Here is a 26942-nt window from a genome sequence, read left to right as displayed (position 1 = left end):
GCGACCCGACTCGGCGTCCTCGACCGGCATCCTCGGTCGGGGGAGCCGCGGGCTGCGGGCGCTGACCTCGACGACGGTGAGGTCGGTGGCGGTGCGGTGCGGACGCAGGCCGATCCGGCCCCCGGAGTGCTGCACGGCGTTCGTCAGCGTCTCCCACGGCAGCGAAGCACGCCAGCGGTCCGCTCCGTACGGTTCCAGCAGGTCAGCGCCCTGCGCAGAAACGCCCGACCCTCCGGCACGAAGACCCGGGCGGCCTGGAGGCGGCTGGTGACGGCGGCCGGCGGAGCGGCCCGGCAGCCGCGTGAGCAGCAGGGTGACGTCGTCGCTTGCTGCCCGCCCCCTGTCGGAACCTGCGCGCGACCGAACCCATCAGTATTCGAGAAGCGCCGGTCACCCGGTCACGGCTAGCGTGGCCCCGGTCAGCACGAGCCGGGCGGCGCCCCAGCCCGCGAAGGCGGTCACGAGCAGCAGATGGAGAAACGATGAGCATGGCCGAGAAGACGGACCCGCCGGCTGCGCAGCACGTCGCCGACAGCCACGGTCTGATCCGCGTGCACGGCGCCAGCGAGAACAATCTCAAGGACGTCAGCATCGAGATCCCGAAGCGCCGGCTGACGGTGTTCACCGGCGTCTCCGGCTCGGGCAAGAGCTCACTCGTGTTCGACACCATCGCCGCGGAGTCGCAGCGGCTGATCAACGAGACGTACAGCGCGTTCGTCCAGGGCTTCATGCCGACGCTGGCGCGGCCGGAGGTCGACGTGCTCGAAGGGCTGACCACCGCGATCATCGTCGACCAGCAGCGGATGGGCGCCGACCCCCGCTCCACGGTCGGCACCGCCACCGATGCCAACGCCATGCTGCGCATCCTCTTCAGCAGGCTCGGCCGGCCGCACATCGGTCCGCCCACCGCGTACTCCTTCAACACGGCCTCGGTCCGGGCGAGCGGCGGCATCACCGTCGAGCGCGGCACCAAGAAGACGGTGAAGGCGACCTACTCCCGCACCGGCGGCATGTGTGTCCGCTGCGAGGGCCGCGGCACCGTCTCCGACATCGACCTCACCCAGCTCTACGACGACAGCAAGTCGCTCAACGAGGGCGCCCTCACCATCCCCGGCTACAGCATGGACGGCTGGTACGGCCGCATCTTCGGCGGCTGCGGCTTCTTCGACCCGGACAAGCCGATCCGCAGGTTCACCGAGAAGGAGCTGCACGACCTCCTGCACAAGGAGCCGACGAAGATCAAGGTCGACGGCATCAACCTGACGTACGAGGGGCTGATCCCGAAGATCCAGAAGTCGATGCTGGCCAAGGACATCGACGCGCTCCAGCCGCACATCCGGGCGTTCGTGGAGCGGGCGATGACCTTCACCGTCTGCCCCGAGTGCGACGGCACCCGGCTCAGCGAGGCGGCCCGTTCGTCGAAGATCGACAAGGTCAGCATCGCCGACGCCTGCGCGATGCAGATCAGCGACCTGGCCGCCTGGGTCCGCGGCCTCGACGAGCCGTCGGTGGCACCGCTGCTCACCGCGCTCCAGCACACCCTCGAGTCGTTCGTGGAGATCGGTCTCGGCTACCTCTCGCTCGACCGGCCGTCGGGCACGCTGTCCGGCGGCGAGGCGCAGCGCGTCAAGATGATCCGTCACCTCGGCTCCTCGCTCACCGATGTCACCTACGTCTTCGACGAGCCCACCACGGGTCTGCACCCGCACGACATCAGCCGGATGAACGACCTGCTGCTGCGGCTGCGGGACAAGGGCAACACGGTGCTCGTGGTGGAGCACAAGCCGCAGACCATCGCGATCGCCGACCACGTGGTCGACCTCGGCCCCGGGGCCGGCACGGCGGGCGGCACCGTCTGTTTCGAGGGCACCGTCGAGGGGCTGCGGTCGGGCGACACGATCACCGGCCGCCATCTCGACGACCGGGCAGCCGTCAAGGAGAGCGTGCGCAAGCCCGCCGGCACGCTGGAGATCCGCGGCGCGACGGCGCACAACCTGCGCAATGTCGACGTAGGCATCCCCCTCGGGGTGCTCTGCGTGGTCACCGGCGTGGCGGGCTCCGGCAAGAGCTCGCTCGTGCACGGGTCGATCCCGGCCGGCGAAGGCGTGGTCTCGGTCGACCAGGGAGCGATCCGTGGCTCCCGGCGCAGCAACCCGGCGACCTACACCGGGCTGCTCGACCCGATCCGCAAGGCGTTCGCGAAGGCCAACGGCGTGAAGCCGGCGCTGTTCAGCGCCAACTCGGAGGGCGCGTGTCCGACGTGCAACGGCGTCGGCGTCGTCTACACCGACCTGGCGATGATGGCGGGCGTGGCCACGACCTGCGAGGAGTGTGAGGGGAAGCGGTACCAGGCCGCGGTCCTCGAGTACCACCTCGGCGGCCGCGACATCAGCGAGGTGCTCGCGATGTCGGTGGGCGAGGCCGAGGAGTTCTTCGGTGCAGGTGAGGCGAGCACGCCGGCCGCGCACCGCATCCTGGGCCGGCTCGCCGACGTCGGGCTCGGCTACCTCAGCCTGGGCCAGCCGCTCACCACCCTGTCCGGCGGCGAGCGGCAGCGGCTGAAGCTGGCCACCCACATGGGCGAGAAGGGCGGGGTCTACGTGCTGGACGAGCCGACCACCGGCCTTCACCTCGCCGACGTCGAGCAACTGCTCGGCCTGCTCGACCGGCTCGTCGACACCGGCAAGTCGGTCATCGTCGTCGAGCACCACCCGGCGGTGATGGCACACGCCGACTGGATCATCGACCTCGGCCCCGGCGCGGGCCACGACGGCGGCCGGATCGTCTTCGAGGGCACCCCCGCCGATCTCGTCGCCGCCCGTTCCACCCTCACCGGCGAGCACCTCGCGCAGTACGTCGGCGCCTGACCGAGGCACCGGCCGGACCGCGGGGCAACCCGCCGGGCCGGGAGAGCGGGCCGGACAGCGGGGCGGGAGAGCGGGCAGGACAGCGGAGCGGGCCGTCGACACCGTGACGGCCCGCTCCGCTCGGCTCCTCCCGTGACCGTGCCGCCTGCTCGCCGACCGGTTCGGGCGGCCAGGCCCGTCGGCCCGGCCCGCAGGTCGGTCAGTGAGAGCCCAGACCACCGCCGCCGAACGAGCCGCTGCTGCCGCGGCTCCAGCGCGGCCGTTTCTGGTCCGTGCTGGAGCGGGTCTGCATGTTGGTCAGTTCGTACGGCGTGAGGGGACGGCCGCCCTCCGCTGTCCGGGGCACCTCGTCGGGTTCCCGGTTCTCGCGTATCTCGTGCACCGCGCCGCCCGGCGGCAGATGCGGCTGTTCCTCGGGACGCGGCCGGGCCGGCTCGCGCGACTTCACACGCGTCCCCAGCCAGAAGCTGCCGCCCAGCACTGCCAGGAGGGCCAGCCCGACCCCGAACATCCCGAGAGTGAGCAGGCCGCTCGTGGCGGCCAGTTGAAGGCTTGCGTTAGTCATATCAGGCGAATACCCCCTAAATGGGACATGAACCCGCCATTCCGGGCTCGTGACGATCCGTGGGCGCCTGTTCGCGCCCGGCGATCGACGCCGCCTCCGGGCCGGCCCGCGGGTTTCGCGACGCCCCGCCCGGCTACCCGGCAGGGGTGACTTCGACGACATCGCAGACGTACCAGACTTCGCAACAGGAGCTCTTCCGCTTCCTGGAGGACCGCTTCGCCTGCGCCCAGGCGTGCACCGAGTGCGCGCGGGCCAGTGCGCTGCGAGCGAGCCTCGTGGATCCGGACGGGACCGACGAGCAGGCGCTGCTGCGCCGCAAGGGCATCATGTGCGCGGAGGTGTGCGACGCGACCTGTCGCGTGCTCTCCGAGGACAACCGCCTGGACGAGGCCGGCATCCGTGCCCAGCTGGAGTGGTGCCGGACGGTCTGCCTGGAGACCGCCCACGTCTTCGACAGGCACCCGGGAGCCGAGGAGAGCGCAGCCGCCTGCCGCGCCTGCGCAACGGCCTGCACGGAGTTCATGGAGACGCTGGCCTGATCCTGCCTGTACCTGTACCTGTACCTGTACCTGTACCTGTACCTGTACCTGAATCTGGACCTGGACCTGCGGCTTGGGCTTGAGTCCGGAGAGGCCCCCCGGACCGGAAGGGGCGGGCGGATCGGTACGAGCCCGCACCGCCATGAGCCCGCAGGAGGAACCCGGCACCCGAGTGCCTCAGGCGTCGGCGGGCCGGCGCCCGCGTGAGAAAGGCCCTCGCCATTCCCAATTTCTGCAACACGTTCTACCGTGTGCGCCGTCCGGACCGGCCTTGGGGAGCCAGGAGGCGCCGTGCACCTCGACCACACGCCCGAGCAACTGCGGCTGCGCACCGAACTGCGCGCCTACTTCGCCGAGTTGGTGCCGCACAACGCCTACGCCCGGCACATCGACCCGGTCGCCGCGAAGCGCTTCTACCGCACGACGATCCGCCGCCTCGGCGCGGACGGCTGGCTCGGCGTCGGCTGGCCCGAGGAGTACGGCGGCCGCGGCCTCACCCCGATCGAGCAGTTCGTCTTCTTCGACGAGGCCGCCCAGGCCGGTGTGCCGCTGCCGCTGATGGCGCTGAACACCGTGGGACCGACGATCATGCGGTACGGGACCGACGAGCAGAAGGCGTACTTCCTGCCGAAGATCCTCGCCGGTGAGATCGACTTCGCGATCGGCTACAGCGAACCCGACGCGGGCACCGACCTCGCCGCGCTCCGCACGCGCGCGGTGCGCGAGGGCGACACCTACGTCGTCAACGGGCAGAAGATCTGGACGACCAACGGCGACACCGCCGACTGGGTCTGGCTTGCGGTGCGCACCGACCCCGAGGCCCCGCCGCACAAGGGCATCACCATGCTCCTCGTGCCGACCGGTGACCCCGGCTACTCCTGCACGGTCATCAGGACCCTCGCCTCCCACGACACCACCGCCAGCTATTACGAGAACGTGCGGGTACCCGTCTCCCGGCGCGTCGGCGCCGAGAACCAGGGCTGGCGGCTGATCACCAACCAGCTCAACCACGAGCGGGTGACCCTCGCCGCGCACGGCACGATGGCGATCCGCGCCCTGCACGACGTGCAGCGCTGGGCGACGGAGACCAAGCTCGCCGACGGCCGCCGGGTGGTCGACCTGCCCTGGGTGCGCCGCCGGCTCGCCCGGACCCAGGTGAAGCTCGACGCGCTCAAACTCCTCAACTGGCAGATGGTCGGCGCCCTCCAGCACGGCACCCTCACCCCGCAGGACGCGTCCGCGGTCAAGGTCTACGGCTCGGAGGCCCGCCGGGACGCCTACGCCTGGCTGATGGAGGTCGTCGCCGCTCCCGGCGCACTCCAGGAGGGCTCGGCGGGCGCCGTGCTGCACGGCGAACTCGAACGCGGCTACCGCTCCGCCGTCATCTTCACCTTCGGTGGCGGCAACAACGAGATCCAGCGGGAGATCATCTCGTGGATCGGCCTGGGAATGCCGCGGGTACGGCGTTAGCCTGCCGGTATGAAGGCCGACCCCGGGCTGTTCGGTCCGACGAGTGTGACCTGGCAGTTGCACGGCGACCCGATGATGTGGGTCGCCGGAGTCCGTGCGCTCTACCTCCAGGCACTCCACCCGCGTGCCGTGCGCGGGGTCATGCAGAACTCCGACTTCCGGCGGGACGCCTGGGGTCGGCTGATGCGCACCGCCGACTTCGTCGGGACCACGACGTACGGCACCAGCGAGGCCGCCGAGAAGGCGGGGGCCCGCGTCCGCAGGATCCATCGCATGCTGTCCGCGACCGACCCGGACACGGGGGAGCGGTACGGCGTCGACGAACCCGGGCTGCTGCTGTGGGTGCACTGCGCCGAGATCGACTCCTACCTGCACGTCCTGCGCCGCTCCGGCTACCCGCTCACCGATGCCGCCGCCGACCGCTATCTCGCCGAACACCGCGTCAGCGCCCGGCTGGTGGGGCTCGACCCCGACGAGGTACCGGCCGACCGGGCCGACATGGACGCGTACTTCGAGAAGACGCGCCCCGAACTCGCCGCCGGGGCGGAGGCGCACGACGTGGACGACTTCCTGCTGCGGCCGCCGGTTCACCCCCTGCTCGTCCCGGCGCGCGCCCTGCTGTGGCGGCGGGTGGCGCACCTGGCGTACGCCTCCCTGCCGCCGTACGCCCATGAGCTGTACGGCAGACGGGCCCCGGAACCCGCCGCCGTCACCCGGCAGTTGCGTGCCATGGGCACCCTGCTGCGCTGCGTTCCCGCACGTCTTCGGTGGCAACTCCCGCCCAAACACGTCCTGCGGGCCATGGCGAGGCTCGGCCCCGAAGCTCGCCCGGCCCCGTTCAAAGTCGGGCGATAGACCGCCATACTGGACCGGCCGGGGGAGGGCCGGAAAGCAACGGGGGCGGCGGCGCACTATGGCGGAGAGCAGGCTGATCCAGGGCCGGTACCGGCTGCTGGACCGGATCGGGCGCGGTGGCATGGGCGAGGTGTGGCGGGCCCGTGACGAGTCCCTCGGCCGGCAGGTGGCCGTGAAGTGCCTCAAACCGATCGCTCCGCACCACGACCCGTCCTCCGGGCGGGTCCTGCGGGAACGTTTCCGGCGTGAGGGCCGCGTCGCGGCCGCGCTCCAGCACCGCGGCGTGACGGTCGTCCACGACTTCGGCGACAGCGACGGTGTCCTCTTCCTGGTGATGGAGCTCCTCGACGGCGGCAACCTGTGCCAGCTGCTGGACGACAACGAGCGCCGGCCGCTGCCCGTCCCCGACGTCGTGGAGATCGCCGACCAGGTCGCCGCGGCCCTCGCCTACACGCACCGGCAGGGCGTCGTGCACCGCGACCTGAAGCCCGCGAACATCGTGCGGCTCACCGACGGCACGGTGAAGATCTGCGACTTCGGCATCGCCCGCCTCGGCCACGACATCGGCTTCACCTCCCGTCTCACCGGCACCGGCATCGCCATGGGCACCCCCCACTACATGTCGCCGGAGCAGATCGGCGGGGAGGAGGTCGACCAGCGCAGCGACCTCTACTCCCTGGGATGCGTGCTGTACGAGATCGCCACCGGGGCCCCGCCGTTCGACCTGGAGGACCCCTGGGCGATCCTCGTCGGCCACCGGGACACCCCGCCGCGGCCCCCTCGCGAACACCGACCCGAACTGCCGGAACACCTCGAGCGGATCATCCTGGACCTGCTGGCGAAACGGCCCGACCAGCGCCCCCGGGACGCCCGTGAGATCGTCCGGCGCATCGCCGCGGGCCGGGTCGCGCCGGCGGCGTACGTACCCACCGTGGTGACGCCCCGGCCCGACCCGCGTCCGCCCGGAGGCGCCGGACGCGAGCCGCGGCTGCCGTCCTGGACGCAGGGCATGACCACCGGCCACAAGGCCACCGGCGCCGGCCTGCGGATCACGCCCCCGGACGCCGGGGCGGCCCTGACCGGCGAGTGGATCCCCCGGCCGGCGCTCGGCGCGGTCCCCGCCGCGCCGGTACCGGACGCGCCGTCCCCGCAGGCCCTCGCCGCGCTCGCCGGACGGCACGGCGCCGGCCTCGGCCTGGGGCGGCTCGGGCGGTGGGCGGAGGCCGGGGAGGTGCACCGCGCCGTCGCCGCCGAACGCGCGCACCTGCTCGGCGCGGACCATCCCGAGACGCTCGCCAGCCGCTACGAGGTCGCCTTCGCCCTGAGCCGCACCGGCCGCGTCGCCGACGCGCTGCGGGAGTACCGGCAGGTGGCCGCCGCCCGTACCCGGGTGCTGGGCGCCGACCACGCCGACACCCTCGCCACCCGTCAGGAGACGGCCTACGTGCTGGGCCGGCTGGGCCGCCACTTCGACGCCCACCAGGTGTACACCTCGGTTCTCGCCGCGCGGGTGCGCACGGCGGGCCCCGACCACCCCGACACCCTGCGCTGCCGCCACAACCTCGCCTTCAGCCTCAGCAGACTCGGCCGTCTGGAGGAGTCCCACCGGATGGCGAGCGAGGTGGCCGTGGCCCGCGCCCGCGTCCTGGGCCCCGCCCATCCGGACACCCTGGTCACCCGCTACGAGGTCGCCTACGCCCTGGGCCAGCTGGGCCGTTGGCCGGAAGCCCTCCAGACCTACCGCGAGGTCGCCGCGGCCCGTGCGCAGGCCCTCGGCCCCGACCACCCGGACACTCTCGCCGCCCGTTACGAGACCGGCATCAGTCTCGGCCGCCTCGGCCGCAGCGCGGAGGCGCTCCGGCTCTACCGCGAGCTCGTGGACGACCGCACCCGCATCCACGGCCCGGCGCACCCCGAGACCCTGCGGGCCCGCCACGGCCTCGGCGTCAACCTCGGCCGGCTGGGCCGCTGGGAGGAGGCTCTCGCCGAGTCCCGGGACGTGTGCGCCATCCGTGAGCGCGTGCTCGGCGCGGACCACCCCGACACGCTGGTCAGCCGCCGCGAGGTCGCCGTCGGCCTGGGCTGGCTGGGCCGCTGGGCGGACGCGCTGACCGAGTACCGGCGGGTGGCCGCCGCCCGTGAGCGCCTTCTCGGAGCCGACCACCCCGACACTCTCGCCGGCCGCAACGACGAGGCCCACTGCCTGGAACGGCTCGGCCGGGGCCAGGAAGCGGTCGCGCTGTACCGGAGGGTCGCGGTGCTCCAGCAGCAACGGGCGGCCGGCGGAGCGTAGGGCTCGCTCAGGCCCAGCCCAGCTCCGTGTACAGCCGTCCGGCGCGGATCCCGGCGACCGCCGCCCGCGCGTACCCCACCATCGGCTCCGGCAGTGCGTCCAGGGGCCACCAGTCCCAGCCGAGACACTTGTCCGGCTCCAGCAGGCGCGGCTCGCCCCGCCACCGTCCGGCGCGGAAGACGAGCTGGAGACGCGGCTGTGTGCCGGGCGAGTCCACGACGTGGACGACATGCGCCAGTTCGACGTCCGCCGCCGCGATCTCCAGGCCGGCCTCCTCCCGGGCTTCGCGGATCAGACAGGCGACGGCGGACTCCTGCTCGCAGTGACCGGCCAGGAAGTGGTGGCGCAGGGGCGCGAAGGACGAGTCGGGGTGCCGCAGGCCGAGCAGGATCCTGTCGTCGCGTTCCAGGTACAGGTGGACGCCGACGACGTTGAGGACCGTCTGCCGTGCGGCCGGCCGCGGGACGGTCGCGGCGGTCCGGCGGGGCTGGGGTCCGGGCTCCGGATCGGTGCTCACGTGTTTCCCCCTCAGGTCCGACCGGCTTGCGTGACAACCTACTCGAGGCCGTCGTGATCGTAGGGGAGCCGAGACCGCGTATCCCTGAGGACGGTCGGCGGGCTGCGCGCGGCGCGGGAGCGGCCGGGACCACCTCTGGCCGACCTTGATCGGCTCGTGTTACGAAGAACCATGCCTGAACACGAGGGACACGAGGATCTCCGCGGACACCGGGCCTACGACGCCGTGATCGTCGGCGGCGGCCACAACGGCCTGGTCGCCGCCGCCTATCTGGCCCGGGCCGGCCGGTCCGTGCTGGTGCTGGAACGGCTCGGCCACACCGGTGGCGCCGCCGTCTCCACTCGCCCGTTCACCGGCGTGGACGCCCGGCTGTCACGCTACTCGTACCTGGTCAGCCTGTTGCCGCGGAAGATCGTGCAGGACCTCGGGCTGGACTTCCGCGTCCAGGGCCGCACCATCTCCTCGTACACGCCGGTGGAGCGCGGCGGGCGGCCCACCGGCCTGCTCGTCGGCGGCGGCGAGGAACGCACCCGGGAGGCGTTCGCGCGGCTGACGGGCGGTGAGCGCGAGTACGAGGCCTGGGAGCGCTTCTACGGCATGACCGGGCGCGTCGCCCGGCGCGTCTTCCCCACCCTCACGCAGCCGCTGCCCACGCGGGAGGAGCTGCGGCGGCGCGTCGACGACGAGGAGGCCTGGCGGACCCTGTTCGAGGAGCCCGTCGGCGTCGCCGTCGAGGAGCGCTTCACGGACGACCTGGTGCGCGGCGTGGTCCTCACCGACGCCCTCATCGGGACCTTCGCCGACGCCCACGACCCCTCCCTGAAGCAGAACCGCTGCTTCCTCTACCACGTGATCGGCGGCGGCACCGGCGCCTGGGACGTACCCGTGGGCGGGATGGGCGCCCTGACCGACGCCCTCGCGGATGCCGCCCGGGAGGCGGGCGCCGTCCTGGCCACCGGGCACGAGGCCGTACGCGTCGACACGGACGGACGCACGGCGGAGGTCACCTACCGCACCGCCGACGGCGAGGGCGTCGCCACCGCCCGGCACGTCCTGGTGAACGCCTCCCCGCAGGCGCTCGCGGCCCTCACCGGCGACGAGCCGCCCACCCCCGCCGAGGGCGCCCAGCTCAAGGTGAACATGCTGCTCAAGCGGCTGCCCAGGCTGCGGGACAGCTCCGTCGACCCGCGCGAGGCGTTCGCCGGCACCTTCCACATCGCCGAGGGCTACGAGCAGCTCGCCGCCGCCCACGCCCAGGCGGCCGCCGGTGAGCTGCCCGCCGCCCCGCCCTCCGAGATCTACTGCCACTCCCTGACCGACCCCACCATCCTCGGCCCGGACCTCGTGGAGCGGGGCTACCAGACGCTGACCCTGTTCGGCCTGCACACACCGGCCCGGCTCTTCGAACGGGACAACGACGCCGTGCGCGAGGAGCTCCTGGGGACGACCCTCGCCCAGCTGGAGGCCCATCTCGCCGAGCCCCTCGCCGACTGTCTGGCCACCGACGCCGACGGCCGCCCCTGCGTCGAGGCGCGGACCCCGCTGGACCTGGAGCGCGACCTCGGGCTGCCCGGCGGCAACATCTTCCACCGCGACCTGGCCTGGCCGTACGCCCAGGAGGGCGCCGGCCGCTGGGGCGTGGCGACCCGGCACGCCAACGTACTGCTGTGCGGCGCGGGCGCGGTACGCGGCGGAGGGGTCAGCGGGGTGCCGGGACACAACGCGGCGATGGCGGTGCTGGAGGAGCCGGCCGGCGGCTGACCGGCCCCGGGATCAGGCCCGCAGGCCCCGTCGACCCGCAGGACCGTGCCCGTGACGCAGGACGCCCGGTCGCTCAGCGGCCAGGCCGCGGCCCGGGCGACCTCGTCCGGGTCGGTACCCGGCCGAGGACAGCGAATCTGGCGGAGTATCAGAAAGGGGCTTCCGTCGTCGCACGGGCTGCGGCATCCTGCGCCCATGCAGACGGAGCTGAGCAAGCAACTGGGAGTCGAGCACGCCGTCTTCGGCTTCACGCCGTTCCCCGCCGTCGCCGCGGCCATCAGCCGCGCCGGCGGCTTCGGCGTGCTCGGCGCGGTCCGCTACACCGCGCCCGACGACCTCAAGCGCGACCTCGACTGGCTCGAGGCGCATGTCGACGGCATGCCGTACGGCCTCGACGTCGTCATGCCGGCGAAGAAGGTCGAAGGCGTCACGGAGGCGGACGTCGAAGCGATGATCCCGGAACCGCACCGGCAGTTCGTGCGGGACACCCTCGCCAAGTACGGGGTGCCCGAGCTGGCCGAGGGCGAGGCGTCCGGATGGCGGATCACCGGCTGGATGGAACAGGTCGCCCGCGGCCAGCTCGACGTCGCCTTCGACTACCCGATCCGGCTGCTGGCCAACGCCCTCGGCTCCCCGCCCGCCGACGTCGTCGCCCGCGCCCACGAACAGGGCGTGCTCGTCGCCGCCCTCGCCGGGAGCGCCCGGCACGCCCGCAAGCACCAGGAGGGCGGCATCGACATCGTCGTCGCCCAGGGCTACGAGGCGGGCGGCCACACCGGCGAGATCGCCTCCATGGTGCTCACCCCCGAGGTGGTCGAGGCCGTCGACCCGCTGCCGGTCCTCGCCGCCGGCGGCATAGGCAGCGGACAGCAGGTCGCCGCCGCCCTCGCACTGGGCGCCCAGGGCGTGTGGCTCGGGTCGGTCTGGCTGACCACCGCCGAGGCCGATCTGCACTCGACCGCCCTCACCCGCAAACTCCTCGGGGCCGGCTCCGGCGACACGGTCCGCTCCCGCGCCCTCACCGGGAAACCCGCCCGACAGCTGCGTACGGAATGGACCGACGCCTGGGACGCCGCCGACGGGCCCGGCACCCTCCCCATGCCGCTCCAGGGCCTGCTCGTCGCCGAGGCCGTCTCGCGCATCCAGAAGTACGAGATCGACCCCCTGCTCGGCACGCCCGTCGGCCAGATCGTCGGCCGGATGAACGACGTCCGCAGCGTCCAGGCCGTCTTCGACGACCTCACCCGCGGCTTCGAGCGGGCCGTGGACCGCGTCAACCGCATCGCCGGAAGGAGCGGCACATGACCAGCACACCCCCCGCGGGCTTCTGGGCCCAGGCGGCCCACGACCCCGACCGCACGGTCCTGATCGCGCCGGACGGAACGCGGTGGAGCGCCGGACGCCTGCACGCCGCCGCCAACCGGCTCGTGCACGGTCTGCGCGCCGCCGGTCTGGAGCGCGGTGACGCCTTCGCCGTCGTGCTGCCCAACTCGGCGGAGTTCTTCACGGCCCATCTCGCCGCCACCCAGGCCGGCTTCTACCTCGTCCCGGTCAACCACCACCTGGTGGGTCCGGAGATCGCCTGGATCGTGTCCGACTCCGGCGCCAAGGTCCTCCTCGCCCACGAGCGGTTCGCCGACCAGGCGCGCCGGGCCGCCGACGAGGCCGGTCTGCCCGCCACCCACCGGTACGCCGTCGGCGAGGTCGAGGGCTTCCGGCCGTACGCCGAACTCCTCGACGGACAACCGGAGTCGCCGCCCGCCGACCGCACGCTCGGCTGGGTCATGAACTACACGTCGGGCACCACGGGCCGCCCGCGTGGCATCCGGCGCCCGCTGCCCGGCAAGCTGCCCGAAGAGGCGTACCTCGGCGGATTCCTCGGCATCTTCGGCGTCCGGCCCTTCGACGACAACGTGCACCTGGTCTGCTCGCCGCTCTACCACACGGCGGTGCTCCAGTTCGCGGGCGCGTCCCTGCACATCGGCCACCCGCTGGTCCTGATGGACAAGTGGACGCCGGAGGAGATGCTCCGGCTCATCGACACCCACCGGTGCACCCACACCCATATGGTCCCGACCCAGTTCCACCGGCTGCTGGCCCTCCCGCCGGACGTCCGGGCACGCCACGACGTGTCGTCGATGCGGCACGCCATCCACGGTGCCGCGCCCTGCCCCGACCATGTGAAGCGGGCGATGATCGACTGGTGGGGCACCTGCGTGGAGGAGTACTACGCGGCCAGCGAGGGCGGCGGCGCCTTCGCCACGGCCGAGGACTGGCTGAAGAAGCCCGGCACGGTCGGCAAGGCCTGGCCCATCAGCGAACTGGCGGTCTTCGACGACGACGGCAACCGGCTGCCGCCCGGCGAACTCGGCACGGTCTACATGAGGATGACGACCGGTGGTTTCGCCTACCACAAGGACGACGACAAGACGAGGAAGAACCGCATCGGTGACTTCTTCACCGTCGGCGACCTCGGTGTGCTGGACGAGGACGGCTACCTCTTCCTGCGCGACCGCAAGATCGACCTGATCATCTCGGGCGGCGTCAACATCTACCCCGCCGAGATCGAGTCCGCGCTGCTCGCCCACCCCGCCGTCGCCGACGCCGCCGCCTTCGGCATCCCGCACGACGACTGGGGGGAGGAGGTGAAGGCCGTGGTCGAACCGGCCCCCGGCCGCGTACCCGGGCCCGAGCTCGCCGCCGCCCTCCTCGACCACTGCGCCGAACGGCTGGCCGGCTACAAGCGCCCCAGAAGCATCGACTTCATCACCGAGATGCCCCGCGACCCCAACGGCAAGCTCTACAAGCGGCGGTTGCGGGAGCCGTACTGGGAGGGGCGGACGCGCCCGGTGTGAGCGGGGGCCGGGAGGCGCGTGGGCGCCCCTTCCGCGCCCGGGCCGCCGGCCCGGCGGGGCGACCGGCACCCGGGGCCGCCGACGACTTGACCCGCCCCGGCCGCCCCCCGAGGATCATGAGTCATGACGCCCGGACATGGCAGCACGGTCGACGGGGTGCTGCGGCGCAGCGCCCGCCGCACTCCGGCCCGCGTCGCGGTGGAGTACCGCGACCGCACCTGGACCTACGAGGAACTCGACGAGGCCGTCTCGCGCGCGGCGAGTGTCCTGCTCGGCGAAGGTCTCGCCCCCGGCGACCGGGTCGGCGCCTACGGCCACAACTCCGACGCCTACCTCATCGCGTTCCTCGCCTGCGCCCGCGCGGGACTGGTGCACGTCCCCGTCAACCAGAACCTGACCGGCGAGGACCTGGCGTACATCGTCCGCCAGTCGGGCAGCGCACTGGTCCTCACCGACCCGGACCTGGCCGGACGGCTCCCCGCCGGGACCCGGCGACTGGCGCTGCGGGACGCGGACGGATCGCTCCTCGTCCGGCTGCCCGCGACCCCCGCGTACGACGGTCCCGAGCCCCGCTCCGAGGACCTGGTGCAACTGCTCTACACCTCGGGCACGACGGCGCTGCCCAAGGGCGCGATGATGACCCACCGTGCCCTGGTGCACGAGTACCTGAGCGCGATCACCGCTCTCGACCTGAGCGCCGGCGACCGCCCCGCGCACTCGCTGCCGCTGTACCACTCGGCGCAGCTGCACGTGTTCCTGCTGCCGTACCTCGCGGTCGGCGCCACGAACATCGTGCTGGACGCCCCCGACGGCGACCGTCTCCTCGACCTGATCGAGGCGGACCGCGTCGACAGCCTGTTCGCCCCGCCGACCGTGTGGATCGGCCTGGCCAACCGCCCCGACTTCGCGACGCGTGACCTGAGCGGGCTGCGCAAGGCGTACTACGGGGCGTCGATCATGCCGGTGCCCGTGCTGGAGCGGCTGCGTGAACGCCTGCCCGGGCTGGGTTTCTACAACTGCTTCGGGCAGAGCGAGATCGGTCCGCTCGCCACCGTCCTCGCCCCCGACGAGCACAAGGGCCGGATGGACTCCTGCGGGCGCCAGGTCCTCTTCGTGGACGCCCGTGTCGTCGACGAGAACGGCAAGGACGTCCCCGACGGCACGGCAGGCGAGATCGTCTACCGCTCCCCCCAGCTGTGCGAGGGCTACTGGGACAAGCCCGAGGAGACCGCCGCCGCCTTCCGCGACGGCTGGTTCCACTCGGGCGACCTCGCCGTGCGCGACGCCCACGGCTACTTCACGATCGTCGACCGGGTGAAGGACGTCATCAACTCCGGTGGCGTACTGGTCGCCTCCCGCCAGGTCGAGGACGCGCTCTACACCCACGACGCCGTCGCCGAGGCCGCCGTGATCGGCCTGCCCGACGCGACGTGGATCGAGGCGATCACGGCCGTGGTCGTCCCGCGCGGCGAGGTCACCGAGGAGGAACTCATCGCCCACGCCCGCGAGAACCTCCCCCACTTCAAGGCGCCGAAGCGGGTGCTGTTCGTCGAGGAGCTGCCGCGCAACGCCAGCGGCAAGATCCTCAAGCGGGAGCTGCGCGAACGGTTCGCCTCATGACTCCCGCAGGTCAGCGATCCGCCTGATCTTGCCCACCGACCGCTCCAGCGACTCCGGATCGACGATCTCGACGGCCACCGACACGCCGATCCCGTCCTTCACGGCCGCCGCGATGCTGCGCGCGGCCGTGTCACGGTCCTCGGGGGTCGCGTCGGGGCGTGCCTCCGCCCGGACCGTGAGGGCGTCGAGACGGCCCTCGCGCGTCAGCCGCAGCTGGAAGTGGGGCGCCACGCCGGGGGTGCGCAGCACGATCTCCTCGATCTGGGTGGGAAAGAGGTTCACCCCGCGCAGGATGACCATGTCGTCGCTGCGCCCGGTCACCTTCCGCATCCGCCGGAAGACGCGTGCCGTGCCCGGCAGCAACCGGGTCAGGTCGCGGGTGCGGTAGCGGACGACCGGCATCGCCTCCTTGGTGAGCGACGTGAGGACCAGTTCGCCCTCCTCGCCCTCCGGGAGGACCTCGCCGGTGATCGGGTCGACGATCTCCGGATAGAAGTGGTCCTCCCAGATGTGCAGGCCGTCCTTCGTCTCCACGCACTCCTGCGCGACCCCCGGGCCCATCACCTCCGAGAGTCCGTAGATGTCGACGGCGTCGATCGCGAACCGGTCCTCGATCTCTTGGCGCATCTGTTCCGTCCAGGGCTCCGCGCCGAACACCCCCACACGCAGCGAGGTGGAGCGCGGGTCGACACCCTGTCGTTCGAACTCGTCGAGCAGCGTGAGCATGTAGGAGGGGGTCACCATGATGATCCGGGGCTCGAGGTCCTGGATCAGCCGCACCTGACGGGACGTCATGCCGCCGGACGCGGGGATCACGGTACAGCCGAGGCGTTCGGCGCCGTAGTGGGCGCCGAGACCACCGGTGAACAGGCCGTAGCCGTAGGCCACATGGACCGTGTCACCGGGTCGGGCGCCCGCGGCGCGGAGCGAACGGGCCACCAGGTCCGCCCACAGGGACAGGTCGGCCTCCGTGTAGCCGACGATCGTGGGGCGGCCGGTGGTGCCGCTGGAGGCGTGGATGCGGCGGACCCGGTCGCGGGGGACGGCGAACATCCCGTACGGGTAGTGCTCGCGCAGGTCGGCCTTGGTGGTGAAGGGGAAGCGCGAGAGATCGCCGAGGTCGCGGCAGTCGTCGGGGTGGACGCCCGCCTTGTCGAAGGACTCGCGGTAGAAGGGCACGCGGGCGTACGCGTGGCGCAGCGAGGCCCGCAGCCGCTCCCGTTGCAGTGCGCGCAGAGCGCTCTCGTCGAGGAGCTCGCCCTCGTCCAGCGGATCGCTCGCACCCGTCATGGAGATTCTCCCTCGTCACGCTCGCCGAGCCATGCCGACCCGATCATCGAACCATGTCAATACGGACGACCGATCATTCGGTCGTTCCTCTCGGGATCAGTAATCCAGGCCGGCCGGCCGCGGGCAAGGGGGCGGCCGTGACTTTCGCCCCGGGGAACTCCGTTGCGGACCGCTGCCGCGCGCGTCGAGGATCGGGGCATGCCCACCTTCACCGCCCCGGACGGGACCGAGCTCGCCTACCACGTACGGGGCGAGGGCGAGCCGCTCGTCGTCCTGCCCGGCGGCCCCCTGCGCGCCTCCGCCTACCTCGGCGACCTCGGCGGTCTCGCCGCCCGGCGCCGGCTGATCCTCCTCGACCTGCGCGGCACCGGCGACTCCGCCGTCCCGGCGGACCCGGCGACGTACCGCTGCGACCGGCAGGTCGACGACGTCGAGGCGCTGCGCGGCCGTCTCGGGCTCGAGCGGATCGATGTGCTCGCCCATTCCGCGGGCGGCAGCCTCGCGCTGCTGTACGCGGCCCGGTACCCGCACCGGGTGTCGCGGCTCGCGCTGATCACCGCCACCCCGTGGGCCCTTGACCGGCCGGCCACGGCCGAGGACCGGCTGACGGCGGCTCGGCTGCGCCGGGACGAATCCTGGTTCAGGGCGGCGTATCCGGTGTTCGAGGCGTGGCTCACGGGCGGGGGCGACCCCGACTGGGAGGTCGTCGGCGCCTTCTTCTACGGCCGGTGGGACGACGCCGCCCGCGCCCACGACGCCGCCGCGGACGAGCAGACCAACTCCGCGGCGGAGAACCTGTTCCTGGACCCGGAGGCCGTCGATCCACCCGCCCTGCGGGCCGCCCTCGCCGAGCTCGCGGCCCCGGTGCTGGTGCTCGCCGGCGAGGTGGACGGCGGCCCCCGGCCCGAGCTCGCCCGGCTCCTCGCCGACGCCTGCCCGAACGCCGAGTTCGCCGTACAGCCCGGTGCCGGCCACTACCCGTGGCTGGACGACCCGGAGTGGTTCGCCGGACGCACCGGCGCCTTCCTCGACGGCACACCCGTCGCCGGTTCGGTGCCGCCCGCCTGAACCGAGGGTGCCTCCACCGGCGAACCCGGACCCGCTCTTCACCTACGGCACCCCGCACCGAGGCATCGCCTTCGACGCCGGGTCCGGGCTGGCTGAGCGGCCGACGGGCGCCACCGGCGTCGCCGGCGCCGGCGTCTTGGCCGTCGGCGCATGCGCTCTGACGTTTTGGGGCCGATGCCCGGCCGGGTCACCGGTCCTCGGCGACCGCCACCTCCCGCGCCCACCGGTAGTCCGCCTTGCCGCTCGGTGAGCGGCGGATGGATTCCGTGACCACCAGCTGACGCGGGATCTTGTAGCCGGCGAGCCGGGAGCGGCAGTGACGCTGGATGTCCTCCAGCGAGGGCTGCGCCGCGCCGTCGCGCACCTGCACGACCGCCGCCACATGGTTGCCCCACGTCGGGTCCGGCACCCCGGCCACCAGGGCGTCGTACACGTCCGGATGAGCCTTGAGGGCCTGCTCGACCTCCTCGGGGTACACCTTCTCGCCCCCCGTGTTGATGCACTGCGAGCCGCGCCCGAGGACCACGACCACGCCCTGCTCGTCGACGGTCGCCATGTCGCCGAGCAGCACCCAGCGTTCGCCGTCCTTGCGGAAGAAGGTCTCGGCCGTCTTCGCCGGGTCGTTGTAGTAGCCGAGCGGCACGTGACCGCGCTGGGCGACCCGCCCGACCTCGCCCGCGGCGACCGGCTCATGGGTGGCCGGATCGACCACTCTCGTACGGGAGTTGACGCGTACCCGGAAGCCGCGCTCGGGTCCCGAGTCCTCCGTCGCCGTGCCGTTGAACCCCGATTCCGAGGAGCCGAAGTTGTTCAGCAGCATCGCGTTCGGCATCAGCTCCCGGAACTGCCGACGGACCGTGTCCGACATGATGGCGCCGGACGAGGACACGCTGAACACCGACGAGCAGTCCGTGCCCCTCAGCGGGCCCCCGAGTGCGTCGATCAACGGCCGCAGCATCGCGTCGCCCACCAGGGAGATGCTGGTGACCTTCTCCCTCTCGATCGTCCTCAGGACTTCCTCGGGCACGAACTTGCGGTGGATCAGGACACGCTGGCCGAAGTTGAAGCCGATGAAGGCGGTGAGGGTGGAGGTGCCGTGCATCAGCGGCGGGGTGGGGAAGAAGGTGATCCCGGCGCCGCCGGCCGCGACCCGCTCGGCGATCTCCTCGGGCTTCTTCACCGGTTCGCCGGTGGGTGAGCCGCCGCCCAGCCCCGAGAAGAAGAGGTCCTCCTGACGCCACATCACCCCCTTGGGCAGGCCGGTCGTGCCGCCGGTGTAGATGATGAACTGGTCGTCTCCCGAGCGGTCCGGGAACCCGCGCCCGGGAGAGCCGCTCGCCTCGGCGTCCGCGAAGGAGATGACGCCCTCGCCCGGCGGCCCCACCCGGACCAGATGCCGCAGCGCCGGGGTCTGCGGCAGCGCCGCCGCCACCCGGTCCGTGAACTCCGCGTCGAAGACGAGGGCCACCAGATCCGCGTCCCGGTAGAGATAGACCAGCTCCTCCTCTACATAACGGTAGTTGACGTTGACCGGCACGATCCGCGCCTTGAGGCACCCCAGCACCGTCTGGAGGTACTCGACGCCGTTGTACAGATGCAGGCCGAGATGCTCGCCGGGACGGATGCCGCTGTCGAGGAGGTGGTGGCCGATGCGGTTGGCCGCCGCGTCCAGTTCCGCGTACGTCAGACGGCGTTCCGCGCCCGTGCCGGGATGGTCGACGTACACGAGCGCCTCACGGTCCGCCGCCACGTCGACGACCGACTCGAACAGGTCGGCAAGGTTGTACTCCACCGCTCCTCCTGACCGGGGGCCTGGTTCTCCGACGGTTCGTCGGTCATCTGAGCAAAGGGGGCGGCAAGTGGGAAGGGCCGGTGCCAATAAATCTGACCGTCTGTCAGAAAACCCTTGAACTGCCATCACGCCTCCTGCAACCTGTTCTCGTTCTTTCCGAGGGGAGACCTGCCATGGGCGGCACCGAACACCTCACCGTGCGCCGCGAAGGCGCCACACTCGTGCTCACGCTCAACAGACCGGAGGCCAGGAACGCGCTCTCGATCGCCATGCTCGTCGGCCTGTACGACGGCTGGCTCGAGGCCGACGCGGACGACTCGGTCCGCTCGGTCGTCCTCACCGGCGCGGGCGGCTCCTTCTGCGCCGGCATGGACCTCAAGGCCCTGGCCGGCCGGGGCATGGCGGGCGAGCGGCACCGCGACCGGCTCAAGGCCGACCCCGACCTGCACTGGAAGGCGATGCTGCGCCACCACCGCCCCCGCAAACCGGTGCTCGCCGCCGTCGAGGGGTACTGCGTGGCGGGCGGCACCGAGATGCTCCAGGGCACCGACATCCGCGTCGCGGGCGAGTCCGCCACCTTCGGCCTCTTCGAGGTGAAACGCGGCCTCTTCCCGATCGGCGGCTCGACGGTCCGGCTGCCCCGCCAGATACCCCGCACCCATGCCCTGGAGATGCTGCTCACCGGCCGGTCCTACACCGCCCGCGAGGCCGCCGCCATCGGGCTGATCGGGCATGTCGTCCCCGACGGTACGGCCCTGGAGAGGGCCCTGGAGATCGCCGAACGCGTGAACGCCTGCGGGCCGCTCGCCGTGGAGGCCGTGAAGGCGTCCGTGTACGAGGCCGCCGAGCTGACCGAGGCCGACGGGCTGGCCGCCGAACTCGCGCGCGGCTGGCCGGTGTTCGACACGGACGACGCCAAGGAAGGCGCCCGCGCCTTCGCCGAGAAACGGGCGCCGCTCTACAAGCGTGCGTGACGCTCCGCGGGTCGAGCGGACGGGGAGGCGCCGTTGGCCGGCTGCGGGCCCGCCGCGAGCCGGTCGCCCAGTTTCCCCCCGCCCCTTACGGGGCCCCGCCCCATCGATGTCGCTCGGCCCGGCCCCAGCACGCCGGATGCCCAAGGAGGCAGCCCTGATGCCCGAAATCCTCAAAGCACCGCTCGTCGTCGAGTTTCCGTTCACCCGGTCCCTCGGGCCCGTCCAGAGCGCCTTTCTCACCGGTCTGCGCGAACGGGTCGTGCTGGGGGTGACGACCACCGACGGCCGCACCCTCGTCCCGCCCGTCGAGTACGACCCGGTCACCGCCGACGACCTCCGCGACCTGGTCGAGGTCGCCCCCACCGGAACGGTCACCACCTGGGCCTGGAACCACGCCCCCCGCCGCGGACAGCCCCTCACCACCCCCTTCGCCTGGGTCCTGGTCCGCCTCGACGGCGCCGACACCGCCCTGCTGCACGCCCTCGACGCCCCCGGCCCCGACGCCGTCCACACCGGACTGCGCGTCCGGATCCGCTGGGCCGAGGAGCGCACCGGCGCCATCACCGACATCGCCTGCTTCGAGCCGTACGACGGCGGACCGGCCCGACTCACGGGCAGCACGGACGAGTTCGCGGATCCGGTCGGCGGAATCGTCGCCACCGCCCGGCTCGACTACACCTACTCGCCCGGCCGCGCCCAGACCGCCTACATCAACTCCCTCGCCGACCGCAGGACCGTCGGCGAGCGCTGCCCGTCCTGCCGCAAGGTGTACGTGCCACCGCGCGGGGCCTGCCCCACCTGCGGTGTCCCGACCGCCGAGCAGGTCGAGGTCGGACCGCGCGGGACCGTCACCACCTTCTGCATCGTCAACATCAAGGCCAGGAACCTCGACATCGAAGTGCCCTACGTCTACGCCCACATCGCCCTCGACGGCGCCGACCTCGCGCTGCACGCCCGCATCGGCGGCATCCCCTACGACCAGGTGCGCATGGGCCTGCGCGTCGAACCCGTCTGGACGGACGGCGCCCGCTACCCCGACCACTACCGGCCGACCGGCGAACCCGACGCCGACTACGACGCCTACAAGGAGCTGCTGTGACCCGGGACATCGCGGTGGTGGCCTTCGCGCAGACCGACGTCCTGCGCACCACCGACGAACTCTCCGAGGTCGAGATGCTCATGCCGGTCCTGCACAGCGTCCTGGACCGGACCGGCCTGAAGACCGCCGACATCGGCTTCACCTGCTCCGGGTCCAGCGACTACCTCGCCGGCCGGGCCTTCTCCTTCACCCTCGCCCTCGACGGCGTCGGCGCCTGGCCGCCCATCGCGGAGTCCCATGTCGAGATGGACGGCGCCTGGGCGCTGTACGAGGCGTGGACCAAGCTGCTCACCGGCGACGCCGACACCGCGCTCGTCTACTCCTACGGCAAGTCCTCCGGCGGCTCCCTGCGCGACGTGCTCACCCGTCAGCTCGACCCGTACTACGTCGCCCCGCTGTGGCCGGACTCCGTCGCCCTCGCCGCCCTCCAGGCGCAGGCACTGATCGACGCGGGCGACACCGACGAGAGTGCCCTCGCCGCCATCGGGGCCCGCAGCCGCCGGGTCGCGACCCTCAACTCCCACGCACAGCTCCGTGGTTCCGTGCCCCAAGGGGACTACGTCGTACGACCGCTGCGCACCGGCGACTGCCCGCCCGTCGGGGACGGCGCCGCCGCCGTGATCCTCGCGGCCGGGGAGCGGGCCCGCGAGCTGTGCTCGCGACCCGCCTGGATCCGCGGCATCGACCACCGGATCGAGGCCCACACGCTCGGCGTGCGCGACCTGACCGACTCGCCCTCCACCCGGCTGGCCGCCGAACGCGCCGGCGCCTTCGAACGGCCCGTCGACACCGCCGAACTGCACGCCCCGTTCAGTGCGCAGGAGGTCGTCCTGCGCAAGGCGCTGCGGCTCGACGACAGCGTGCGGGTGAACCTGTCCGGCGGCGCCCTCGCCGCCAACCCGATGATGGCCGCCGGCCTCGTCCGCGTCGGCGAGGCCGCCGCCCGCATCCACCGGGGCGAGTCCGACCGCGCCCTCGCCCATGCCACCTCCGGCCCGTGTCTGCAGCAGAACCTGGTCGCCGTACTCGAAGGAGAACCGCGATGAGCAAGGAGCCCGTGGCCGTCGTCGGGATCGGCCAGACCAAGCACGTCGCCGCCCGCAGGGACGTCTCGATCGCCGGGCTCGTCCGCGAGGCCGCCCGACGCGCTCTCGAGGACGCCGAGCTGACCTGGGCCGACATCGACGCCGTCGTCATCGGCAAGGCCCCCGACTTCTTCGAGGGCGTCATGATGCCCGAGCTCTACCTCGCCGACGCGCTCGGCGCGGTCGGCAAGCCGATGCTGCGGGTGCACACGGCGGGGTCCGTCGGCGGGTCCACCGCCCTCGTCGCCGCCCAGCTCGTCGCGGCCCGCGTCCACGGCACCGTGCTGACCCTCGCCTTCGAGAAACAGTCCGAGTCCAACGCCATGTGGGGACTGTCGCTGCCGATCCCCTTCCAGCAGCCGCTGCTCGCCGGAGCGGGCGGATTCTTCGCGCCGCACGTGCGGGCGTACATGCGGCGCAGCGGCGCCCCCGACACCGTCGGCTCGCTGGTCGCGTACAAGGACCGGCGCAACGCGCTGAAGAACCCCTACGCCCACCTCCACGAGCACGACATCACGCTGGAGAAGGTCCAGGCCTCGCCCATGCTCTGGGACCCGATCCGCTACTCGGAGACCTGCCCCTCGTCCGACGGCGCCTGCGCGATGATCCTCACCGACCGGGCCGGAGCCGCCCGCGCGCCCCGGCCGCCCGCCTGGATGCTCGGCGGCGCGATGCGCAGCGAGCCGACCCTGTTCGCCGGCAAGGACGCCGTGTCGCCGCGGGCCGGCCAGGACTGCGCCGCCGACGTCTACCGGCAGGCCGGTGTCACCGACCCGCGCCGGGACATCGACGCCGTCGAGCTGTACGTGCCGTTCTCCTGGTACGAGCCCATGTGGCTGGAGAACCTCGGCTTCGCCGACGAGGGCGAGGGCTGGAAGCTGACCGAGGCCGGGGTGACCGAGCTCGACGGCGACCTGCCCGTCAACATGTCGGGCGGCGTGCTGTCCACCAATCCCATCGGCGCCTCCGGGATGATCCGCTTCGCGGAGGCGGCGCTCCAGGTCCGCGGCCAGGCCGGGGAACACCAGGTGGAGCGGGCCGGGAAGGTCCTCGGGCACGCCTACGGCGGTGGCTCGCAGTTCTTCTCCATGTGGCTGGTGGGAGCGCGGCCGCCGCAGTCCTGAAAGGTCCCCCTCACGTGCTCTGTCGGCGTTCGGGACCGATCGCTAGGCTGACCCGCGGACGACGAACCGGGAGGAGCACGGACGTGGCCGAGAGCACCATCCAGCAGCAGCCGCTCACGGGCTGGGACAAGCCGGAGCTGGACCTCAGCAACGCCGAGTGGCAGTCCAGCAGCCGGGGGCGGGGGGATGTCCAGATCGCCTTCGTCGAGGGATTCATCGCGATGCGCAACAGCGGCAGCCCGCAGAGCCCTTCCCTGATCTTCACGCCCGCCGAGTGGGGCGCGTTCGTGTCGGGGGCGCGGGAGGGGGAGTTCGACCTGACCTGAGACCGGTGTCGGCCGGACGGCCGGCAGCGTGACCTTGCCCGGACGGGGGGACCGGGCGGCGACCGGGCGGTGCACGCGCCGGCCGCCATCACCCGGAGCGCGACGGCGCCCCGGGACGACGGACCCGCGTCCCTCCCGGCGGTCGCCGAACGGCGCTGTCCACGTACCATGGCCGCATGTCGTTCCTCCGCCGCCGCAGCGCCACTCCCGCCGGGCCCGACTTCGACGTCCTGGCCATGGATCCGGGCGACTGGCCCGGCAACCTGGGCGCCGGGCTGCTGCCCGCCCCCGACGGCAGCTGTCAGGGTGTCTTCCTGCGCTACGACCTCTTCGGCGGCCGCGGCCCCGCGATGATCATCGGCAATCTGCCCGAGGGCTCCCCGGCCCGCGAGGTGGAGGAGGACGAGGTCCCCTTCGAGGTCGCCCAGCTGCTGCTCGCCCTGGAGAACGACGAGGAGGTGACCGTCGTCGGCACCGAGGACATGCCGGTGATGCAGGGTGACAACCTGCTGATCGTGCGCCGCCTCAAGCTCTCCGAGGGCCGGATCTCCTGCGTGCAGTTCGACCGCAGCGACAACGTCCTGGTGACCATCGCCGCCTGGGACCGCCCCATCACCGACGACCTGTACGCCCTGCTGAAACCGCTCCCGGCGGAGCTGTTCCAGCAGGGCTGAGGCGCGGCTACGACGTCGACGACGTCAGTTTCACGTCCGCTGCCCGCACGAACGCCACCCGGTGCCCGTACTGGATCTCGTAGTACTGGTCCTCGCCGGTCACGACCCGGTGCGAACCGGTGGCGAAGGTGACCGCGTAGTAGTACTCACCCGGCACCTGGTCGCCGACCACGTACTTCTGGCCCTTCGGCAGGGTGTACGGCAGCGGTGAGACCGCCTGGGCCGGGACGCCCGACGGGTAGGCCGACGCCTCCGGGTAGGCGCGGCCGTAGACCGGAACGCCGTCCCGGCCGTCCTTCGGGGTGATCACCCGGCCGGCCGAGGGCACCGCCGTCGGCGAGTCCTTCGGGTTCCGGAACCACGCCTTCTGACCCAGGTACCAGATCGCCGTCCACTCACCCCACTGGTCGGCGACCGCGTACTGCTGGCCGGTGGACACCCGCGAGGAGGTGTCGTTCACACCGGTGGTGGGGGCCGACCCCTGGCCGATGTCCCTGATCAGGGCCGACTTCTCGTCGTGGTCGGAGTACAGCCGCACCGCGCCGGAACCGTGCGCCGCACACGGTTCGCCCTTGGTGGCGCAGTCCGTGTACACCGGCCGGTTGGCGAGGTAGTCCGGCCGGATCGTCACCAGGCCACCGCTCCTGCGGGCCGTCGCCGCGAAGGGCCGGTCCAGCAGTTCGAAGTAGTGCCGCCAGTCCCAGTAGGGGCCCGGGTCGGTGTGCATCCCGGAGACGGTCGCGGTGGTAGGCCCGGGCACGTTGTCGTGGCCCAGGATGTGCTGCCGGTCCAGCGGGATGCCGTACCGCGCGGCCAGGTACTTCACCAGGCGCGCCGAGGACCGGTACATCGCCTCCGTGTACCAGGAGTCCGGCTGGGCGAGGAAGCCCTCGTGCTCCAGGCCGATCGACTTGGCGTTGATGTACCAGTTGCCCGCGTGCCAGGCCACGTCCTTGGCCTTCACATGCTGGGCGACATGACCGTCGGTGGAGCGCAGGGTGTAGTTCCAGGACACATAGGTGGGGTCCTGGACCATGTTCAGCACCCCCTCCCAGCCGCCTTCGGTGTCGTGCACGACGATGTACCTGATGCCCGGCGCGGCCGGCCGGTCGCCGAGGTCGTGGTTGCCGTAGTCGTTGTCGCCGAACTGTTCGTAAGGCGCCGGGATCCACTCGCAGGACACCGTGGTCGGGCACTCCGTGCCGGCCTTGGAGGCCGTGCGCAGGCCGGTCTCCCGCAGCTGGGCGGTCCGCGGGGCCAGGCCCGGCACGGCGGCCAGGACGACGGGCCCGCCGGCGTCCGTGACGCGCTCCGCTCCGGTGCGGAGCACGTCGTAGACGTCGTCGGCGTAGGTGGCGGCCGTCGCGCTGTCGTCCGCGCCCGAGAAGCGCGCCACCGCGCCGTACCAGTCCGCCGGATCGGCGCTCAGCGGCTCGCCCAGGCTCCGCTGCGCGGCGGCGAGGAGCGCCGCGCCGCCCGCGATGTTGGCCGCGGGGTCCGTGCGCAGCCGCTCGGCGCTCAGTCCTGTCAGCTGCGCCGCCCTCGGCAGGGTGCGCAGCCGGGCCGGGAGCTCGTCACCGGCCGGGAGCCGCGTCTGCGGGACCCGGGCCGGGCGGGCGGAGTCGCCACGGGCGTCCTGGGTGCCCCGCCCGTCGCGCGGGGCCGCGGCGAGCGCCGTACGGGCGTCCGTGAGGTGCATCGGTCCGTAGCCGCCGGTCACGCTCGGCGCTCCGGTGTGCGTGTCCCAGCGGGACTGCAGGTAGGAGACGCCCAGCAACAGGTTCCGCGGCACGTGGTACTCGGCGGCCGCGACGACGAAGGCCCGCTGGAGGCCGGCCGCTCCGGACGCCGGGACGGCCGAGGGATCCGTGGCCTCGGCCGGGGAGGCCGCGCCGAGCAGCGGGAGCAGCAGAGCCGCCGACGCCATGGCGCCTGCGGCTCTTCGGGTGTGTCTGCCAGGTCCGGGGTGAGTGACGGGTTTTCGCAATGCGGCCTCCTGGGACGGGCGGGCGGGCGTGCGGGGCCGGACATGAGCCATCTGTCACCGGCTTGCCGACAACCCGTCAATCATGCCCACAGACAGGAGGCTTCCCTCGTCAAGACACCGCTGACGCACCCCGGGGTCCGCGGCGCGCCGCCGTTCAGGCGCAACCCGCGGCTCCCCGTCC

The 26942-nt window shown here is 72.5% G+C and carries 21 protein-coding genes and 1 pseudogene; 16 read left to right on the top strand and 6 right to left on the bottom strand.

Features of this window, described 5'->3' with window-relative positions; all coding sequences use genetic code 11:
• Positions 1-482 precede the first annotated feature (482 nt).
• A complete protein-coding gene (locus tag QF030_RS06480) occupies positions 483-2867 on the top strand; it encodes an excinuclease ABC subunit UvrA (RefSeq protein ID WP_307161679.1) in 2385 nt (794 codons plus the stop codon).
• A gap of 199 nt (positions 2868-3066) precedes the next feature.
• Here the strand turns inward: QF030_RS06480 and QF030_RS06475 are convergent, their stop codons facing one another.
• Entirely contained in the window at positions 3067-3432 is a 366-nt protein-coding gene (locus QF030_RS06475; protein ID WP_307161678.1) for a DUF6479 family protein, read from the bottom strand.
• A gap of 146 nt (positions 3433-3578) precedes the next feature.
• On the opposite strand from QF030_RS06475, the gene QF030_RS06470 reads away from it, so the two are divergent.
• The 4 genes from QF030_RS06470 (at position 3579) to QF030_RS06455 (ending at position 8589) form a co-directional block, all read left to right on the top strand.
• Positions 3579-3971: a four-helix bundle copper-binding protein gene (locus tag QF030_RS06470; RefSeq protein ID WP_307161677.1), complete on the top strand. Its 393-nt coding sequence runs from the start codon at positions 3579-3581 to the stop codon at positions 3969-3971.
• A gap of 291 nt (positions 3972-4262) precedes the next feature.
• Positions 4263-5441, top strand: coding sequence for an acyl-CoA dehydrogenase family protein (locus QF030_RS06465; RefSeq protein WP_307161676.1), 1179 nt, complete (start codon positions 4263-4265; stop codon positions 5439-5441).
• A gap of 9 nt (positions 5442-5450) precedes the next feature.
• Positions 5451-6296 carry an oxygenase MpaB family protein gene (locus QF030_RS06460; RefSeq protein ID WP_307161675.1) on the top strand — a complete coding sequence of 282 codons (846 nt, stop codon included), beginning with the start codon at positions 5451-5453 and terminating at the stop codon, positions 6294-6296.
• Between the two features lie 58 nt (positions 6297-6354).
• Positions 6355-8589 carry a serine/threonine-protein kinase gene (locus QF030_RS06455; protein ID WP_307161674.1) on the top strand — a complete coding sequence of 745 codons (2235 nt, stop codon included), beginning with the start codon at positions 6355-6357 and terminating at the stop codon, positions 8587-8589.
• 7 nt (positions 8590-8596) lie between these two features.
• Here QF030_RS06455 and QF030_RS06450 read toward each other — a convergent pair whose 3' ends face one another.
• Positions 8597-9106, bottom strand: a complete 510-nt coding sequence (locus QF030_RS06450; protein ID WP_307161673.1) for an NUDIX hydrolase — start codon at positions 9104-9106, stop codon at positions 8597-8599.
• Between the two features lie 171 nt (positions 9107-9277).
• On the opposite strand from QF030_RS06450, the gene QF030_RS06445 reads away from it, so the two are divergent.
• Positions 9278-10867 carry a phytoene desaturase family protein gene (locus QF030_RS06445; RefSeq protein ID WP_307161672.1) on the top strand — a complete coding sequence of 530 codons (1590 nt, stop codon included), beginning with the start codon at positions 9278-9280 and terminating at the stop codon, positions 10865-10867.
• 26 nt (positions 10868-10893) lie between these two features.
• Here the strand turns inward: QF030_RS06445 and QF030_RS06440 are convergent.
• Positions 10894-10980: pseudogene (locus QF030_RS06440) on the bottom strand (short-chain dehydrogenase); the annotation flags it as partial.
• An 82-nt stretch (positions 10981-11062) separates the two neighbouring features.
• On the opposite strand from QF030_RS06440, the gene QF030_RS06435 reads away from it, so the two are divergent.
• The 3 genes from QF030_RS06435 (at position 11063) to QF030_RS06425 (ending at position 15342) form a co-directional block, all read left to right on the top strand.
• Complete coding sequence (locus QF030_RS06435; RefSeq protein ID WP_307161671.1) at positions 11063-12172, top strand: NAD(P)H-dependent flavin oxidoreductase; 1110 nt, start codon at positions 11063-11065, stop codon at positions 12170-12172.
• Positions 12169-13722, top strand: coding sequence for an acyl-CoA synthetase (locus QF030_RS06430; protein ID WP_307161670.1), 1554 nt, complete (start codon positions 12169-12171; stop codon positions 13720-13722). Before QF030_RS06435 ends, QF030_RS06430 begins: the two co-directional genes overlap by 4 nt.
• A 123-nt stretch (positions 13723-13845) precedes the next feature.
• The gene (locus tag QF030_RS06425) at positions 13846-15342 is read left to right on the top strand and encodes an acyl-CoA synthetase (protein WP_307161669.1); all 1497 of its coding nucleotides are present in this window, start codon (positions 13846-13848) and stop codon (positions 15340-15342) included.
• On the opposite strand, the gene paaK is transcribed toward QF030_RS06425, so the two are convergent.
• Positions 15337-16632 (bottom strand): phenylacetate--CoA ligase PaaK, encoded by a 1296-nt coding sequence (gene paaK, locus QF030_RS06420; RefSeq protein ID WP_307161668.1) that lies wholly within the window; start codon positions 16630-16632, stop codon positions 15337-15339. The genes QF030_RS06425 and paaK overlap by 6 nt on opposite strands.
• Before the next feature lie 198 nt (positions 16633-16830).
• Here paaK and QF030_RS06415 point away from each other — a divergent pair, with 198 nt between their 5' ends.
• Positions 16831-17700 carry an alpha/beta fold hydrolase gene (locus tag QF030_RS06415; protein ID WP_307161667.1) on the top strand — a complete coding sequence of 290 codons (870 nt, stop codon included), beginning with the start codon at positions 16831-16833 and terminating at the stop codon, positions 17698-17700.
• 187 nt (positions 17701-17887) lie between these two features.
• Here the strand turns inward: QF030_RS06415 and QF030_RS06410 are convergent, their stop codons facing one another.
• Positions 17888-19492 (bottom strand): acyl-CoA synthetase, encoded by a 1605-nt coding sequence (locus tag QF030_RS06410; protein ID WP_307161666.1) that lies wholly within the window; start codon positions 19490-19492, stop codon positions 17888-17890.
• Between the two features lie 173 nt (positions 19493-19665).
• On the opposite strand from QF030_RS06410, the gene QF030_RS06405 reads away from it, so the two are divergent.
• The 6 genes from QF030_RS06405 to QF030_RS06380 all read left to right on the top strand — a co-directional run bounded on the left by QF030_RS06405 (position 19666) and on the right by QF030_RS06380 (position 24774).
• Positions 19666-20466: a crotonase/enoyl-CoA hydratase family protein gene (locus QF030_RS06405; RefSeq protein ID WP_307161665.1), complete on the top strand. Its 801-nt coding sequence runs from the start codon at positions 19666-19668 to the stop codon at positions 20464-20466.
• A 157-nt stretch (positions 20467-20623) separates the two neighbouring features.
• Entirely contained in the window at positions 20624-21565 is a 942-nt protein-coding gene (locus QF030_RS06400; RefSeq protein ID WP_307161664.1) for a Zn-ribbon domain-containing OB-fold protein, read from the top strand.
• Positions 21562-22611, top strand: coding sequence for a thiolase domain-containing protein (locus QF030_RS06395; RefSeq protein WP_307161663.1), 1050 nt, complete (start codon positions 21562-21564; stop codon positions 22609-22611). The genes QF030_RS06400 and QF030_RS06395 overlap by 4 nt, the downstream gene beginning before the upstream one ends.
• Positions 22608-23774, top strand: a complete 1167-nt coding sequence (locus tag QF030_RS06390; protein ID WP_307161662.1) for a thiolase domain-containing protein — start codon at positions 22608-22610, stop codon at positions 23772-23774. Before QF030_RS06395 ends, QF030_RS06390 begins: the two co-directional genes overlap by 4 nt.
• An 83-nt stretch (positions 23775-23857) precedes the next feature.
• Positions 23858-24100 carry a DUF397 domain-containing protein gene (locus tag QF030_RS06385; RefSeq protein ID WP_020126126.1) on the top strand — a complete coding sequence of 81 codons (243 nt, stop codon included), beginning with the start codon at positions 23858-23860 and terminating at the stop codon, positions 24098-24100.
• Between the two features lie 176 nt (positions 24101-24276).
• The gene (locus QF030_RS06380) at positions 24277-24774 is read left to right on the top strand and encodes a hypothetical protein (RefSeq protein WP_020126127.1); all 498 of its coding nucleotides are present in this window, start codon (positions 24277-24279) and stop codon (positions 24772-24774) included.
• A gap of 7 nt (positions 24775-24781) precedes the next feature.
• Here QF030_RS06380 and QF030_RS06375 read toward each other — a convergent pair whose 3' ends face one another.
• Entirely contained in the window at positions 24782-26701 is a 1920-nt protein-coding gene (locus tag QF030_RS06375; protein WP_307161661.1) for an N-acetylmuramoyl-L-alanine amidase, read from the bottom strand.
• Between the last annotated feature and the right edge of the window lie 241 nt (positions 26702-26942).

The organism is Streptomyces rishiriensis, from assembly GCF_030815485.1.
Classification (GTDB): domain Bacteria; phylum Actinomycetota; class Actinomycetes; order Streptomycetales; family Streptomycetaceae; genus Streptomyces; species Streptomyces rishiriensis_A.
The sequence above is the reverse complement of the archived record's forward strand: the minus strand, read 5'-3'. Positions and strand labels throughout refer to the sequence as shown.

What these genes read in the sequence shown, in the direction of transcription:
- QF030_RS06480 (WP_307161679.1), top strand. Translation starts at nt 483, where the DNA reads ATGAGCATGGCCGAGAAGACGGACCCGCCGGCTGCGCAGCACGTCGCC.
- QF030_RS06475 (WP_307161678.1), bottom strand. Translation starts at nt 3,432, where the DNA reads ATGACTAACGCAAGCCTTCAACTGGCCGCCACGAGCGGCCTGCTCACT.
- QF030_RS06460 (WP_307161675.1), top strand. Translation starts at nt 5,451, where the DNA reads ATGAAGGCCGACCCCGGGCTGTTCGGTCCGACGAGTGTGACCTGGCAG.
- QF030_RS06455 (WP_307161674.1), top strand. Translation starts at nt 6,355, where the DNA reads ATGGCGGAGAGCAGGCTGATCCAGGGCCGGTACCGGCTGCTGGACCGG.
- QF030_RS06445 (WP_307161672.1), top strand. Translation starts at nt 9,278, where the DNA reads ATGCCTGAACACGAGGGACACGAGGATCTCCGCGGACACCGGGCCTAC.
- QF030_RS06435 (WP_307161671.1), top strand. Translation starts at nt 11,063, where the DNA reads ATGCAGACGGAGCTGAGCAAGCAACTGGGAGTCGAGCACGCCGTCTTC.
- QF030_RS06430 (WP_307161670.1), top strand. Translation starts at nt 12,169, where the DNA reads ATGACCAGCACACCCCCCGCGGGCTTCTGGGCCCAGGCGGCCCACGAC.
- QF030_RS06425 (WP_307161669.1), top strand. Translation starts at nt 13,846, where the DNA reads ATGACGCCCGGACATGGCAGCACGGTCGACGGGGTGCTGCGGCGCAGC.
- paaK (WP_307161668.1), bottom strand. Translation starts at nt 16,632, where the DNA reads ATGACGGGTGCGAGCGATCCGCTGGACGAGGGCGAGCTCCTCGACGAG.
- QF030_RS06415 (WP_307161667.1), top strand. Translation starts at nt 16,831, where the DNA reads ATGCCCACCTTCACCGCCCCGGACGGGACCGAGCTCGCCTACCACGTA.
- QF030_RS06405 (WP_307161665.1), top strand. Translation starts at nt 19,666, where the DNA reads ATGGGCGGCACCGAACACCTCACCGTGCGCCGCGAAGGCGCCACACTC.
- QF030_RS06400 (WP_307161664.1), top strand. Translation starts at nt 20,624, where the DNA reads ATGCCCGAAATCCTCAAAGCACCGCTCGTCGTCGAGTTTCCGTTCACC.
- QF030_RS06390 (WP_307161662.1), top strand. Translation starts at nt 22,608, where the DNA reads ATGAGCAAGGAGCCCGTGGCCGTCGTCGGGATCGGCCAGACCAAGCAC.
- QF030_RS06380 (WP_020126127.1), top strand. Translation starts at nt 24,277, where the DNA reads ATGTCGTTCCTCCGCCGCCGCAGCGCCACTCCCGCCGGGCCCGACTTC.
- QF030_RS06375 (WP_307161661.1), bottom strand. Translation starts at nt 26,701, where the DNA reads ATGGCGTCGGCGGCTCTGCTGCTCCCGCTGCTCGGCGCGGCCTCCCCG.